Source organism: Vibrio sp. Vb0349, assembly GCF_033338975.1.
On the sequence record NZ_JAWOTS010000006.1, the window covers coordinates 157,586 to 171,595 of the forward strand.

Here is a 14,010-nt window from a genome sequence, read left to right on the forward strand (position 1 = left end):
GGATGGTTAAGGTTTAGCTTTCCAGCTAACCTTTTGCTGCTTCACCAATGCGCCAGATAAAATACAGAGCACACCGCCCAACCCAGCAAAGCGAATCGCAGATTGCGCTTGAGCTTCCACTTTTGGTTTTGCGTGATACGCAATCCCTAATCCTGCCACCGACATCATCACAAGATCATTAGCGCCATCACCGACAGCAACCGTGTTGTGCTGCTCAATTTCATATTCATCCGCCAGTTCCACTAGAATGTCAGACTTCATCTGCGCCGTTACCACATCGCCAAGTACGTTACCCGTGAGTTTGCCGTCATTAATTTCTAATTGATTGGAACGAGCAAAATCTAGGTCGACTTTATCTTTGATGTAATCAGAGAAGTAAGTAAAACCACCGGAGGCAATCGCTGTTTTCCAGCCCAAGGCTTTCAACGTCGCAATTAGCGCTTCAAAGTCCGGCATGAATGGTAACTGGGAACGAACTTGTTCAAGAATTGATTCATCGGCACCTTTGAGCTTACCAACTCGCTGACGTAAACTTTGCTCAAAATCCAGCTCACCTTGCATGGCACGTTCAGTGACTTCAGCGACCTCATCCCCTACTCCTGCCAGTTTCGCGATTTCATCAATACACTCTATCTGGATCGCCGTTGAATCCATATCAAATACAATCAACCCTTGGGTTGATAGATCGGGCACTTCATTAAGCGAGGCGTAATCTAGGTTGAGACTTTGTAAGATCGTTTCATGTTGAGGAGTCAACTCTCCGGCCATCAGGGCTACTTCATATTGGCCAACTTTCCACGTTTCTAGTATCGGGTTGTAAAAGCCGGTGAAGAAATCAATGTCTTCGAAGTGACTTGGCGAAAGGTACTCAGCAAATACGATCCAGTTTGCTTTTGCTTTATCTAATTGGGAGGCAAATCGAGTCTCGGGTAATCGTTTTAAAAGTGTCGTATGTTTTCTGATAGGCAAGCTTTTTGACGCGTCCATGTATATAATCCCTTATGACTTTGCTAAAACGTTACCTCAACAAACTAAAAAGGCAAGTCTTTGTTTTATTTTAAATGGATGAGTAAAGAGCATGAGTGAATCTTTGTTCTCAGTAAGGAATGCCCTAAGAATTCTGGCACTAATCCTACTGTGTGTGATGTTGTTTATCACAATAAAAAACAGTGTTGTGATCAGTAAGGGTAATGAGAAAATTCAAGCACAACAGCTTGAAACACTCACCAAAGTTTTGATTTCACAGGCGTCTCTTTCTGCCAGTGAGATGATTTTAACTAAAGATCAAGAACGATTACTTCAGCTAACAAACCAACTAGCACAAGACCGTTTAGTGTTTGATGCAACAATCTACGATGCACAGGGTGTACGTTTAGCGTCTAGTGAAGAGGCATTATCGGTACGCGAAGTTCTTGGCCTAGATACGCCTTTGGCAACAGCTTCCATTGGTCGCCAGCAGTTGGTTGAACCAGTTTTTGCAGATGGTGCGCTTATCGGTTTTGTTCGCGTGACCTTTGAGACGGGCCGGGTGACGGCTATTTCTGACCACCACTATCGCAAGAGCGATCGTTATATGTACATGATGGTCTTAATGAGCTTTGTCTGTGGTATGTTGTTCATCTTGATTTTACGTCGACAACCGATACGTCGTAAAAAAGCGCCAAACCTGCTGCTAACCAAGTAACTAGGTAGCGCTAACAACTCATATAAAAACAGCCCGCAATGTGCGGGCTGTTTTTTTAGCTCTTGAGAGCGAAAAATAGAATGACTCTTCGTCGCTTACTCTTCGTCACCAAGCAATACTGAATCTAGTGCGATTAGCATCATGTCGTTGAATGTCGTTTGACGCTCGTCAGATGTAGTCTGTTCGCCAGTCTTGATATGATCAGAAACCGTACAGATTGTCAGAGCTTTTGCACCGTATTCTGCCGCAACACCGTAAATACCAGCAGCTTCCATTTCAACACCAACAATGCCGTACTTGTCCATTACATCGAACATTTCTGGATCTGGCGTGTAGAAAAGCTCTGCTGAGAATAGGTTACCAACTTTAACGTCAATACCGCGAGCTTTTGCAGCGTCTTCTGCCGCACGAACCATGTTGTAGTCTGCGATTGCCGCGAAGTCATGACCTTTAAAGCGGATACGGTTCACTTTAGAGTCAGTACATGCACCCATGCCGATCACAACATCACGCACTTTGATGTCTTCATTCACTGCGCCACAGCTGCCAACACGGATGATTTTCTTCACGCCGAAGTCTTTGATTAGTTCAGTTGCGTAAATCGAGCATGATGGGATACCCATACCGTGGCCCATTACCGAGATCTTACGGCCTTTGTATGTGCCTGTGTAACCAAACATATTACGAACGTCACACACTTGAACGACATCTTCAAGGAAAGTCTCTGCGATGTATTTTGCACGTAGTGGATCGCCAGGCATCAGTACGACGTCTGCAAATGCACCCATTTCAGCATTGATATGTGGAGTTGCCATTTTCTTTTCCTTAACCTTTCTCTAGCGCTCCGCGCTTAAGGCGATATAAGCCAGAGTATTCTCATTTCCGACAAGCAGCATTTACATACTGCAAACATAAAACTAGGAGCAATCAAGCTCCTAGTTTTCAAAAACCTAACTAATTATAGGAAGTTCTTACCGTAATCCATTGGAGAAGTACCGAAGTAACTTGCCAATGTTTGACCGATATCTGCGAATGTTTCGCGGCGGCCAAGAGAACCAGCTGGTACTTTTTGACCATAAACCAATACTGGGATGTGCTCACGAGTATGGTCAGTGCCTGGCCATGTTGGGTCACAGCCGTGGTCTGCCGTTAGGATAAGCACATCGTCTTCTTCCATAATCTCTAGCACTTCGTTGATACGACCATCGAAGTACTCAAGTGCCGCTGCGTAACCCGCTACGTCACGACGGTGACCGTAAGCTGAGTCGAAGTCTACAAAGTTAGTGAATACGATCGTGTTGTCGCCCGCTTCTTTGATTTGCTCTAGCGTTGCTTCGAACAATGCAGGGATACCTGTCGCTTTCACTTTCTTAGTGATGCCGCAGTTTGCGTAGATATCAGCAATCTTACCAATAGAAACCACATTGCCTTGCTTCTCATCAACGAGCTTCTGAAGAACCGTTGCTGATGGTGGCTCTACAGAAAGATCACGACGGTTACCTGTACGCTCAAATTGACCTTTACCAGCACCAACGAATGGGCGCGCGATAACACGACCAATGTTGTAATCTTCTAGCTCTTCACGTGCGATTTGGCAAAGCTCTAGTAGACGGTCTAAACCGAAAGTCTCTTCGTGACATGCGATTTGGAATACAGAGTCAGCAGACGTGTAGAAGATTGGTTTACCAGTCTTCATGTGCTCTTCACCAAGATCGTCAAGAACTTGAGTACCAGATGCGTGGCAGTTACCTAGGAAACCGTCAAGACCTGCACGCTCAAGAATGCGGTCAGTCAATTCTTTCGGGAAGCTGTTTGCTTTGTCAGTGAAGTAACCCCAGTCAAACAGAACAGGAACACCTGCGATTTCCCAGTGACCAGACGGCGTGTCTTTACCTGAAGAAAGCTCTGCTGCATGACCGTATGCACCAATGATTTCAGCGTCTGCGTCTAGTCCAGGTGCGAAGCGACCTGTCGATTCTTTATGCGCCATTGCCAAACCAAGTTTCGATAGATTTGGAAGGCGAAGTGCACCTTGGCGATTGTCGTTATCTGCTAAGCCTTTTTCACATTGGTCAGCGATGTGACCTAGTGTGTCTGAACCTACATCACCAAATTCTTTAGCGTCGGCAGTTGCACCGATACCGAATGAGTCTAGTACTAAAATAAATGCTCTTTTCATTGCTCGTTCCTTAGACCCACTCGGCTTTTTATTATGGTTGAGTAGGCCTTGTGTAATTACTTGTTCTATTAGATATCTTCTGCACGAATTTGGCGGTAAACCTCTGGAGTTGGTGTGTATTCACCACCTACTTTGATTGCACTGCGCAGTGCTTTTGCCGCTTCTTCCCATTGCTCTTCAGTGCGAGCGTGGATGACCGCAAGAGGTTTATCACTGTCTGCGACCTCACCTAGGCGGATGAACTCGTCGAAACCAACTGCGTAGTCGATTTCATCAGTAGCAACACGACGACCACCACCCATAGCAACCACAGCCATGCCGATAGCACGTGTATCCATTGCAGAGACAATGCCCGTTTCTGTTGCGTAAACTGGCTTGATGATTTCTGCTTTTTCTAAGTAGTTGTCGTAGTTTTCTACGAAGTCCGCAGGGCCGCCTAAGCCAGCAACCATCTTGCCGAAGCACTCAGCCGCTTTGCCGTTATCCAGCACTTCCATCAGTTTTGCGCGTGCGTCTTCTGTGTTCTCAGCAAGCTTGCCAAGTACTAACATTTCAGCACATGAAGCCATGGTCACTTCAAGTAGACGAGGGTTACGGTATTCACCCGTTAAGAAACGAACCGCTTCACGAACTTCCACTGAGTTACCCGCTGAAGACGCCAATACTTGATTCATGTCCGTAAGAATTGCCGTAGTCTTAGTGCCAGCACCGTTTGCTACCGCAACGATTGATTTTGCTAGCTCTTCAGACGCTTCGTAAGTTGGCATAAATGCACCTGAACCCACTTTTACGTCCATCACTAGCGATTCCAGACCCGCCGCCAGTTTCTTAGAAAGGATCGACGCCGTAATCAGGGAGATATTGTCTACCGTTGCGGTAATATCACGAGTCGCGTAAACACGCTTATCCGCAGGAGCAAGGTCACCAGTTTGACCGATGATCGCCACACCAGCGTCTTTGGTTACTTGACCAAAAACATCGTTGCTCGGCGTAATGTTGTAACCAGGGATAGATTCAAGTTTATCCAGCGTACCGCCTGTATGACCAAGACCGCGGCCAGAGATCATAGGTACGAAACCGCCACACGCTGCCACCATTGGGCCAAGCATTAAAGAAGTTACGTCACCCACACCACCGGTTGAGTGTTTGTCGACAATTGGACCACCGAAGTTCATGTGGCTCCAGTCGATAACCATGCCCGAATCACGCATTGCACACGTTAAGGCGATGCGCTCATCCATGGTCATTTCATTAAAGAAAATCGTCATAGCAAACGCCGCAATCTGACCTTCAGATACCGTGTTGTTCGCTACGCCTTGAATAAAGAAGTTGATTTCGTCGGCGGTTAGGACTTCGCCGTCACGTTTTTTACGAATGATTTCTTGTGGTAAATACATTAGTGCCTCCCAAGCTCTTTTGAGCCATGGTTGTAGTAGGATAGAAGAGGTTTGGTAGCACCCGTTTAGGTGCTACCGTTCAGACGCATTATTGGAATTAGTACGCTGTTGGATCAGCGACGTCGTCCGATACTTCTAATGTATTTAGTAGGTTGGTTAGCAGGCTAGACGCACCAAAACGGTAGTGACGAGCATCAACCCAGTTGTCACCTAGGATTTCGTCAGCCATTGCTAGGTATGCTGCTGCGTCTTCAGCAGTGCGCACACCACCTGCTGGTTTGAAACCAACAGTTTCTGCAACACCCATGTCGCGAATAACTTCAAGCATCATGCGAGCGTATTCTGGTGTTGCGTTTACTGGCACTTTACCAGTTGAAGTTTTAATGAAGTCAGCACCTGCTTCAATACAGATTTGAGATGCTTTCTTGATTAGTGCTTCTTCTTTTAGTTCACCTGTTTCGATGATCACTTTAAGAAGAATGTCACCACAAGCTTCTTTACATTGCTTAACTAGTTCGAAGCCTACTTTCTCATCACCCGCCATTAGCGCGCGGTAAGGAAAAACTACGTCAACTTCGTCTGCACCGTAAGCAACCGCCGCTTTTGTTTCGGCAACTGCGATTTCAATGTCGTCGTTACCATGTGGGAAGTTCGTTACTGTTGCAATACGAACCTCTGGCGTACCTTGCTCACGAAGTGTCTTCTTAGCAATAGGAATAAAGCGAGGGTAAATACAAATTGCAGCTGTGTTGCCTACTGCTGTTTTCGCGTCATGACATAGTGAGATCACTTTTGCATCAGTGTCATCGTCATTCAACGTAGTTAGGTCCATAAGTTTAAGTGCACGTAGCGCTGCTGCTTTTAAATCGCTCATTTCTATCTCCGATCAATATTCAAAAAATTCACTACTCAGCCTTACATCACGTCTTTAACTATAATCAACAAGTCGAGACAATGTGAGTAAATGGCTAAACAGTCTATTAATGAACGGACTTGGTTCCCTGAAGACTCGGCATATACAGCGAAAATTTATCATATGCCAATTGCTATCCTTGTCACCGCACAGTACCAGTTTGGCCTATGGCACAACAATCTATGATTGCGGTGTCTTTAATATCACATCACAAAGCAAAACGCCTATTAGATCTGATATTGCAGGGCAATTCATTTGCCCATCGATTATGTAATATTCATTACGTGATTAAGAATCAAGCTTAACCACTATCCTGTGATTAATACATTATAGAGTTTCACCGCAAAACTGTAGCACCAAATAGAGCGCAAACGGTTTGTATCTCAAAATTTCCTAGCCCCTATTCCATTGACTGCGTAATACCTCGACTAAGGCAAACACCCGATGAAATTTTGGAGCCCGAAAAACGAAAAATGCCCCGCAGCAATCTCTTGCTACAGGGCATGATGTAAAACGGCGTCTATATATTAAGAACCGATTCTAATTATAGTGCTGCAAGGCTTAAGCAGAAGCCTGCAATTGTCGCTGCCATAAGGTTAGACAACGTACCTGCAAGAACTGCTTTAACACCCATGCGAGCGATGTCACTACGACGGTTTGGTGCAAGGCTACCTAAACCACCAAGTAGAATCGCGATAGAAGAAAGGTTCGCGAAACCACATAGTGCGAATGAGATGATAGCTGTTGTCTTCTCAGACATTACTTCACCAGTTGCCGCGATTACTTGAGCGTTTTCACCTAGGTATGGTGTGAAGTTCAAGTAAGCAACGAATTCGTTCACTACGATTTTCTGACCGATGAATGAACCAGCTGTTACAGCTTCTGCCCATGGAACACCGATTAGGAATGCTAGTGGAGAGAACGCGTAACCTAGGATTAGCTCTAGTGTTAGTTCTGGCATGCCGAACCAACCACCGATGCCACCTAGCATACCGTTGATTAGCGCGATTAGACCAACGAATGCGATTAGCATTGCACCTACGTTAAGCGCAAGTTGTAGACCAGAAGCCGCACCGCCCGCAGCTGCGTCGATTACGTTAACTGGTTTGTCGTCACCGCCGTCCATCGCTTCTTCGATACTTTCGTGAGGCTGGTCAGTCTCAGGGTGAAGGATTTTAGCGAACAGTAGACCACCTGGTGCTGCCATGAATGATGCCGCAACTAGGTACTCTAGTGGAACACCCATAGATGCGTAACCAGCTAGTACACCACCAGCAACAGAAGCTAGACCACCACACATTACCGCGAATAGCTCTGATTGAGTCATTTTTGGAACGAATGGGCGAACAACTAGAGGTGCCTCAGTTTGACCTACGAAAATGTTAGCTGCAGCTGACATTGATTCCGCACGAGAAGTGCCTAGCGCTTTTTGTAGTGCGCCACCAAGAATCTTGATAACCCATTGCATAACGCCAATGTAGTAAAGAACTGAAATCAGTGCAGAGAAGAAGATCAGTGTAGGAAGAACACGGAATGCGAAGATGAAACCGCCGCCGCCGAATACTTCGAACATCTTGTCAGAAACAAGACCACCGAACAGGAATGATGAACCATCGTTACCGTAGTTGATAACGTTAGAAACACCTGAAGAGAAACCGTTTAGTAGATCACGGCCCCAAGGTACATACAGAACAAATGCACCTAATGCGAATTGGATAGCGAATGCGCCACCCACAGTTCTAAAGTTGATAGCTTTTCGGTTGTTAGAAAATGCTACTGCAATCGCAAGAAGCACTACCATACCGATTAGGCTCATAAACAGGCTCATAGTTTATGACTTCCTTATAAGTTATTTATTGGCGTGTTACAAAATGGAGCTATAAAGCGGGGGCAATTATACTCATGCAGAATCAATTAAAGTAATGCCAGCCTCACACTTTCCTATAAGATTCATGATTGATTCAACCAGCTTTGTGAGTTAATTCACAATAAGCAGGAAAACGTTTTCGATTTCAAACCACATCTTTAGATTTTATTCACATATCGAGAAAGCAAAATTGCTATTTTTCCACAGTTGAGAGGCAATCGATTGCTTTCGGCCGTTATGCAACTCTACGAGCTCATTAAAGACGTGAATGAGTTTGGCTGGGTGATTTGACTCCCCTTGATATCCAAGTATAGGCATATCTGGTGCGTCTGTTTCGATTACTAGGTTTTCGAGTGGTAATTTTTGAATTGCGTCGCGTGTTTTCTTGGCTCTTGGGTAGGTAATCGTTCCTCCTACACCGATAAAAAAACCTAATTTGACCCACTCCATGGCTTGCTGATAACTCCCAGAAAAAGCGTGTAGCACACCACCTCTAGGGAGATTCGCCGATTTCACCATTTGAATGAGGCGATTGTGCGCTTTTCGGCTATGTAAAATAACTGGGAGTTCGAAGCGTCTAGCCAGCTCAAATTGAACTTCAAGTATCTTTTCTTGCAACTGTGGATAAACATCAATGGCAAAATCTAAACCACACTCTCCTATTGCTACGCACTGTGGTCCTTTTTGATTTAGATAGCCTTCTAGCTCTGTAAGGTGCTGCTCAACGTTATCTTCAAGAAAATACGGATGAAAGCCGAGCGCATAATACAAATTGGCATGTTGCTCTGCCAAAGTTTGAATACGAGCCCAGTTTTGCGGACCGACGGAAGGAATCAAAATTCTTGCGACGCCTTGCGTTTGAGCAAGCTCAAGTTGATGCGCAAAGTCATCTTGAAACACATCAAAATCAAAGTGGCAGTGCGTATCAAAGAGCTTCATCTTGACGCTTTTTATCTGTATCTGCGGGCAGAAAATCAGAGGATGGTTGGGCTTCACTCTTCTCTTCAGTTTGATGGGCTGGGTCTTTTCGATATGGGACACAACTGCGTTTCTGATCGGGAGTTAACCCCATCTCTTTACACCAGTTGTCGTAACGCTTTAGCCCACGTTTAAACCAATTCATATCTTATCCTTATATAAAAACGCCCTTGGCTAAGTTTATAGCCAAGGGCGTTTTAAAATCTAGTTTGCGTTAAGGCTTACCCTAACCGCGCAAATTAGTGCTCACGCGTCGCACGGAAATCAACGTCAGGGAAACGCTCTTTCGCCAAGTTTAAGTTAACCATTGTTGGAGCGATATACGTTAGGTTATCACCACCATCCAATGCTAAGTTCGCTTGATTCTTGCGTTGGAACTCATCCAGTTTCTTCGCATCACCACACTCAACCCAACGAGCAGTTGCAACGTTAATGCCTTCATAAATCGCTTCAACGTTATACTCAGATTTCAAACGAGCCACAACAACATCAAACTGAAGTACACCAACGGCACCAACGATCAGATCGTTGTTCTGTAGAGGACGGAATACCTGTACCGCACCTTCTTCTGATAGCTGAACCAAACCTTTGAGAAGCTGCTTCTGCTTTAATGGATCTTTCAGGCGAATACGACGGAATAGTTCCGGAGCGAAGTTCGGAATACCAGAGAACTTCAGTGATTCACCTTGCGTAAAGGTATCACCAATCTGAATAGTGCCGTGGTTGTGTAGACCAATGATGTCACCGGCGTAAGCGTGTTCTGCACGTGCACGGTCACCAGCCATAAAGGTTACTGCATCAGAGATACTCACTTGCTTGCCAAGACGAACGTGGTTCATCTTCATACCTTGCGTGTAAGTGCCCGATACAATACGCATGAATGCGATACGGTCGCGGTGTTTTGGGTCCATGTTCGCTTGGATCTTAAATACGAAACCAGAGAACTTCTCTTCAGTCGCTTCAACTTCACGTTCAACCGCTTGACGAGTTTTCGGCGCTGGAGCCCATTCAGTTAGACCGTCTAGCATATGATCCACACCAAAGTTACCTAATGCAGTACCGAAGTAAACTGGCGTCAGGTCACCTGTTAGGAACATTTCCAAATCAAACTCAGGGCAAGCACCCATAACAAGCTCAAGCTCTTCTCGAACACTTTCCGCAAGGCCTGCACCAACTTTTTCATCAAGCTCTGGGTTATCGAGACCTTTGATGATTCGAACTTCTTGAATCTCATGACCGTGACCTGATTCGTATAAAATCGTTTCATCACGGTGAATGTGGTACACACCTTTAAATTCTTTACCACAGCCGATTGGCCATGTAATTGGCGCACACATCATGCCCAACTCGTTTTCTACCTCGTCCAATACTTCCATTGGATCACGAACGTCACGGTCAAGTTTGTTCATGAAGGTTACGATTGGCGTGTCACGCAGACGCGTTACTTCCATCAGCTTACGTGTACGATCCTCGACACCTTTCGCCGCATCGATAACCATCAAACACGAGTCTACTGCCGTTAACGTACGGTATGTATCTTCCGAGAAGTCTTCGTGTCCAGGCGTATCAAGTAGGTTTACCAGACAGTCATTGTAAGGGAACTGCATTACAGAAGTGGTTACCGAGATACCACGTTCTTTTTCCATTTCCATCCAGTCTGATTTTGCGTGCTGTGCGTTACCACGACCTTTAACCGTACCTGCTTTTTGGATCGCGTTTCCGAATAAAAGGACTTTTTCAGTAATGGTGGTTTTACCCGCATCCGGGTGAGAAATAATAGCGAACGTTCTGCGCTTAGACACTTCGCCTAAAAAAAGGGGATTTGACATTAGTTAATCTTCTAAATTACTTTCATGCTCACAAAATAGGCAAGCATATCTACTATTCGATATTGTGCGGTATTCTCGCTTATTATCGCTGTGCTAGCAAACTGGAAAGACATGAACTGAATTTACTCGGCTCACCAGCCTTTACCTGCAACTAACAAGGGAAAGCCAGCTCCACACAAAGAGATGTAAAAATTCAAAAAATTATTATTACATATTCAAAAGCCTCGAATCCGGATACGCATTTAAAGCATAAGTGTTGATGAGGTAATTAGTAACGGCCTAAAACTAACTCAAAAATAAGTAACTCATGATAATGGCGTCTTCCTTACCATTTCCCGATTTAGCTGGGTAATAGTTGTAACGACGGTCCACTTCATTAAAACCTGCTTGCTCATAAATATGGATAGCTGGGTGATTACTTTCACGCACTTCTAACCAAGCACTCTCTGCTTTGGCTTGTTCACAGTATTCAATAAACGCGTCCAGCAATTTTTGCCCTAGCCCTCTGCCCTGTTGAGAAGGCGCTACTGCAATATTTAATAGTGTCACTTCTCCAACAATATTCTGTCCATAGAAGTAACCAACCACTTGAGAGCCTTCCAACATCACATGATGGCAAGCACCGCGACTGGATAAGTCACGAACCAAAGATTCGGCCCAAGGGTGAGAATGTGCTTGCTGCTCGATTTGCAAAACTTGGTCGAGGTGCTCTGCACGCATCGGCGTAATTTCAATTGTCACGCATTAGCTCCGTTAAGAGTACGAACAGATTTGTTGCCACAATGCGCGGCGCTGTTCGTTATTACCATCAATATCTTGTAATAGTGGCGAGGTCAGGTGCTTTGCCTTGATGCTTTTATCAGCCTCACAGCCTGCAAACCACACCCACTCTAGCTGATGTTCACCCAGCATGGATAAGCGCTCAGGCTCTAGGTGTAGCGCATCATCAAGCGTGAGCTTAATGCTTTTTAATACGCGCTCAAACATCAATGCCGTCTCGTTTTCTGGACATATTGGCGATACCAATAGGAGTTTACATGAACTTTGCAAATCCAATAATGGCGATTGATAGCCTTCCAGTCTTTCAGGGTGTACCAGCTCCCATGTGCTGATCCCCATTTCACGTAAATACTGTTTCTCGTTAATTGACATTTTCCGTCACCTATTTGAACGAGGGCAATCCTATCAAATTATCGCGATTATACCTAAAGGACTTCAAGGAACACCTGAACACAATGAGATGATTTGGATATTCCTGAACATAGCGTTTTGCCAACGGCCACACATTGGGTATGACATATGAGGTACATTATGAAATTCTTAAATACGCTACTACTTTGCACACTGGTAGCCGCCACCAGTATGAGTGTTTTTGCTAATAACAGCGATGAGTGGGAGCTGATTGCAACGAAAACCGTTAACTTTCATACAGAAACAGATACCGTGACACCAAATAGCCTATTCCGAAACCGAAGCTTCAGTAAAATAAAACTAAAATGTGTGCAAGGAACGGTAGACATTAATGGTTTAAAAGTCGTCATGACAGATGGTAGTGAGAAAAAGCTTTCCTCTATGGGCGTACTAACAAGCGGATTGTCGACTCGTGCCTGGAGCCTTCCAGGTACAAAAGAAGCCAAGCTAAAACAGATTGAAATGACTTACAGTAGCTGGGGAAGCACAAAACTCAGCCTGCTAGGGGTAAGTAAAAAAGCGAAAATAGAGGTCTGGGGCAAAAAGAAAAGTAACCAGTCATCCTAACCTCCCTATCTCAGTTTTCAGTGAATAAGAAAGAAGCCCACTTAGTCGTGGGCTTCTTTCATTTACAGTTCAGAGAACTCTGGCGCATAGTCTATGCGTCCGGAGCGTCCAGCACATTGACCTTCGACCAACTCTGCGACTCGAAATGCACCTTTAGGGACATCCCAAGCACATTCAAAGCCCATCTCGTCGCATGATTGAAAACCCTGGCGCGCGTAATAATCAGGATCGCCCAACACCACACACACTGGGTAGCCAAAATCACGCAGTGAATCAAAACCTTCTTTGATCAACTCTGCAGCGATGCCTTGGCGACGGTAATCTTCATGAACAGCTAATGGCGCTAGCCCTTGCCATGACAAATCTTCACCATTTAAGGTCACTGGGCTAAATAAAGCATGGCCTATCACCTCTCCCTCATCTGTACACGCGACTAAGGAAAGCGTGAATTTGCTGTTTTCGCGCAAACGCATCACAAGCTCAGCTTCAGCTTCCGTTGGGAAGGCGTGTTTCAATAAGCGGTCAATGGTAAGAATGTCCGCTGGGGCTTCAGTTCGAATAAGCATTCGCTACTCCGGTTGGTTGTGCAGGCGCTTGAACTCCTTTCTGAACAAAATCAGCCAATTGATTCAAAGCGACTTGCATTGCTTTCGGTAACTGCTCTAAGTCGACACTGTCCATTAAGTTTTTCACTTCTAAGCCAAGCTCAGTATCACCTTCAATTGAAAGGCGACGTTGGAAGAACAGTGTGTCAGGGTCTTCTTTACGACCAGCAATCAGTACTAGGTCGTTTAGATTACCACTAAAACTCACATCTTCCTGAACTGGTTTTTCAGCTACCACCAATTTTTCGTCTTGATAGCTGATGTACCATGCTAAGTTCAAGTCTTTAATCGCAACTTTTAACCACTTGTCTTCAAGGAACTCAAAGTCACCATCTTCCAAGGCTTCTTTAAACACCATTTTTAGCCCTTCCAGCAACGCTTTTTGCTGAATTGGCTGTGGTAATAACTGGACTGGAGAACGCAAAATATTAGCTGCGTTCTTTACTAGTTGACTGCGAATCTTGTTTAACACGTTCATTATCCGTTACTTTGTCATTAGGTTGCTTATATTAAGCAATCGTGGCGATGAGATTACTGTTATGTATCAATAAAGTGCTTATTTTAGATTGGTGGTTTATTGCTCACTAACGCTTCTTTTTTTGAACTTACGTGTATTATTGATGCGAACAGGTGGATAAACACTTTTACAACCGTATTTTCAAAGTTATAGTTATCTGAGCGTATCCATGTGATTGTCGACTGCACAGCTAAAACCGCGAGCCCTTTAATGGCAGGTAACACTTTAGCTTGGTGGTAGACCGCCGCAGGCTTATCAGGGTGTCGCTTTTTATACACGGACG

16 protein-coding genes are annotated in these 14,010 nt (G+C 44.9%); 3 read left to right on the plus strand and 13 right to left on the minus strand.

Features of this window, described 5'->3' with window-relative positions; genetic code table 11:
* Positions 1-6 precede the first annotated feature (6 nt).
* Positions 7-987 carry a phosphoserine phosphatase gene (gene serB, locus R7Q47_RS09875; RefSeq protein ID WP_138939041.1) on the minus strand — a complete coding sequence of 327 codons (981 nt, stop codon included), beginning with the start codon at positions 985-987 and terminating at the stop codon, positions 7-9.
* Positions 988-1,078: 91 nt separating this feature from the next.
* Here serB and R7Q47_RS09880 point away from each other — a divergent pair, with 91 nt between their 5' ends.
* Positions 1,079-1,684 carry a YtjB family periplasmic protein gene (locus tag R7Q47_RS09880; RefSeq protein ID WP_005391677.1) on the plus strand — a complete coding sequence of 202 codons (606 nt, stop codon included), beginning with the start codon at positions 1,079-1,081 and terminating at the stop codon, positions 1,682-1,684.
* A 95-nt stretch (positions 1,685-1,779) separates the two neighbouring features.
* Here R7Q47_RS09880 and deoD read toward each other — a convergent pair whose 3' ends face one another.
* The 4 genes from deoD to deoC form a co-directional block, all read right to left on the minus strand.
* Complete coding sequence (gene deoD / locus R7Q47_RS09885) at positions 1,780-2,499, minus strand: purine-nucleoside phosphorylase (RefSeq protein ID WP_005380140.1); 720 nt, start codon at positions 2,497-2,499, stop codon at positions 1,780-1,782.
* Between the two features lie 143 nt (positions 2,500-2,642).
* Positions 2,643-3,863: a phosphopentomutase gene (locus tag R7Q47_RS09890; RefSeq protein ID WP_017820430.1), complete on the minus strand. Its 1,221-nt coding sequence runs from the start codon at positions 3,861-3,863 to the stop codon at positions 2,643-2,645.
* Positions 3,864-3,931: 68 nt separating this feature from the next.
* Positions 3,932-5,260, minus strand: a complete 1,329-nt coding sequence (gene deoA / locus R7Q47_RS09895) for a thymidine phosphorylase (protein ID WP_154205067.1) — start codon at positions 5,258-5,260, stop codon at positions 3,932-3,934.
* A 97-nt stretch (positions 5,261-5,357) separates the two neighbouring features.
* A complete protein-coding gene (gene deoC / locus R7Q47_RS09900) occupies positions 5,358-6,134 on the minus strand; it encodes a deoxyribose-phosphate aldolase (protein ID WP_005380133.1) in 777 nt (258 codons plus the stop codon).
* Between the two features lie 90 nt (positions 6,135-6,224).
* Between deoC and R7Q47_RS09905 the strand changes: the two genes are divergently transcribed.
* Positions 6,225-6,359, plus strand: a complete 135-nt coding sequence (locus tag R7Q47_RS09905; RefSeq protein ID WP_005391675.1) for a hypothetical protein — start codon at positions 6,225-6,227, stop codon at positions 6,357-6,359.
* A gap of 358 nt (positions 6,360-6,717) precedes the next feature.
* Here the strand turns inward: R7Q47_RS09905 and R7Q47_RS09910 are convergent, their stop codons facing one another.
* The 6 genes from R7Q47_RS09910 to R7Q47_RS09935 form a co-directional block, all read right to left on the minus strand.
* A complete protein-coding gene (locus tag R7Q47_RS09910) occupies positions 6,718-8,001 on the minus strand; it encodes a NupC/NupG family nucleoside CNT transporter (protein WP_005380131.1) in 1,284 nt (427 codons plus the stop codon).
* Between the two features lie 204 nt (positions 8,002-8,205).
* On the minus strand, positions 8,206-8,979 hold the full coding sequence (locus tag R7Q47_RS09915; RefSeq protein WP_062730461.1) for a TatD family hydrolase: 774 nt from the start codon (positions 8,977-8,979) through the stop codon (positions 8,206-8,208).
* Complete coding sequence (locus R7Q47_RS09920) at positions 8,966-9,163, minus strand: DUF5363 family protein (protein ID WP_005380125.1); 198 nt, start codon at positions 9,161-9,163, stop codon at positions 8,966-8,968. The genes R7Q47_RS09915 and R7Q47_RS09920 overlap by 14 nt, the downstream gene beginning before the upstream one ends.
* A gap of 94 nt (positions 9,164-9,257) precedes the next feature.
* Entirely contained in the window at positions 9,258-10,847 is a 1,590-nt protein-coding gene (prfC, locus tag R7Q47_RS09925) for a peptide chain release factor 3 (protein WP_005380123.1), read from the minus strand.
* Between the two features lie 285 nt (positions 10,848-11,132).
* On the minus strand, positions 11,133-11,588 hold the full coding sequence (rimI, locus tag R7Q47_RS09930) for a ribosomal protein S18-alanine N-acetyltransferase (RefSeq protein WP_154205066.1): 456 nt from the start codon (positions 11,586-11,588) through the stop codon (positions 11,133-11,135).
* A gap of 12 nt (positions 11,589-11,600) precedes the next feature.
* Entirely contained in the window at positions 11,601-11,999 is a 399-nt protein-coding gene (locus R7Q47_RS09935; protein WP_017635885.1) for a DNA polymerase III subunit psi, read from the minus strand.
* 159 nt (positions 12,000-12,158) lie between these two features.
* On the opposite strand from R7Q47_RS09935, the gene R7Q47_RS09940 reads away from it, so the two are divergent.
* Positions 12,159-12,605, plus strand: coding sequence for a hypothetical protein (locus R7Q47_RS09940; protein ID WP_031781040.1), 447 nt, complete (start codon positions 12,159-12,161; stop codon positions 12,603-12,605).
* 62 nt (positions 12,606-12,667) lie between these two features.
* Here R7Q47_RS09940 and R7Q47_RS09945 read toward each other — a convergent pair whose 3' ends face one another.
* Together R7Q47_RS09945 and R7Q47_RS09950 are read right to left on the minus strand one after the other, a co-directional pair.
* Positions 12,668-13,171, minus strand: a complete 504-nt coding sequence (locus tag R7Q47_RS09945; protein WP_005380119.1) for a GNAT family N-acetyltransferase — start codon at positions 13,169-13,171, stop codon at positions 12,668-12,670.
* Positions 13,155-13,682, minus strand: coding sequence for an SCP2 domain-containing protein (locus R7Q47_RS09950; protein ID WP_005394645.1), 528 nt, complete (start codon positions 13,680-13,682; stop codon positions 13,155-13,157). Before R7Q47_RS09950 ends, R7Q47_RS09945 begins: the two co-directional genes overlap by 17 nt.
* Positions 13,683-14,010: the final 328 nt, after the last annotated feature.

Bases quoted from the DNA above. Each gene is read 5' to 3' on its own strand.
- serB (WP_138939041.1), bottom strand. From the start codon at position 987: ATGGACGCGTCAAAAAGCTTGCCTATCAGAAAACATACGACACTTTTA.
- R7Q47_RS09880 (WP_005391677.1), top strand. From the start codon at position 1,079: ATGAGTGAATCTTTGTTCTCAGTAAGGAATGCCCTAAGAATTCTGGCA.
- deoD (WP_005380140.1), bottom strand. From the start codon at position 2,499: ATGGCAACTCCACATATCAATGCTGAAATGGGTGCATTTGCAGACGTC.
- R7Q47_RS09890 (WP_017820430.1), bottom strand. From the start codon at position 3,863: ATGAAAAGAGCATTTATTTTAGTACTAGACTCATTCGGTATCGGTGCA.
- deoA (WP_154205067.1), bottom strand. From the start codon at position 5,260: ATGTATTTACCACAAGAAATCATTCGTAAAAAACGTGACGGCGAAGTC.
- deoC (WP_005380133.1), bottom strand. From the start codon at position 6,134: ATGAGCGATTTAAAAGCAGCAGCGCTACGTGCACTTAAACTTATGGAC.
- R7Q47_RS09905 (WP_005391675.1), top strand. From the start codon at position 6,225: ATGGCTAAACAGTCTATTAATGAACGGACTTGGTTCCCTGAAGACTCG.
- R7Q47_RS09910 (WP_005380131.1), bottom strand. From the start codon at position 8,001: ATGAGCCTGTTTATGAGCCTAATCGGTATGGTAGTGCTTCTTGCGATT.
- R7Q47_RS09915 (WP_062730461.1), bottom strand. From the start codon at position 8,979: ATGAAGCTCTTTGATACGCACTGCCACTTTGATTTTGATGTGTTTCAA.
- R7Q47_RS09920 (WP_005380125.1), bottom strand. From the start codon at position 9,163: ATGAATTGGTTTAAACGTGGGCTAAAGCGTTACGACAACTGGTGTAAA.
- prfC (WP_005380123.1), bottom strand. From the start codon at position 10,847: ATGTCAAATCCCCTTTTTTTAGGCGAAGTGTCTAAGCGCAGAACGTTC.
- R7Q47_RS09935 (WP_017635885.1), bottom strand. From the start codon at position 11,999: ATGTCAATTAACGAGAAACAGTATTTACGTGAAATGGGGATCAGCACA.
- R7Q47_RS09940 (WP_031781040.1), top strand. From the start codon at position 12,159: ATGAAATTCTTAAATACGCTACTACTTTGCACACTGGTAGCCGCCACC.
- R7Q47_RS09945 (WP_005380119.1), bottom strand. From the start codon at position 13,171: ATGCTTATTCGAACTGAAGCCCCAGCGGACATTCTTACCATTGACCGC.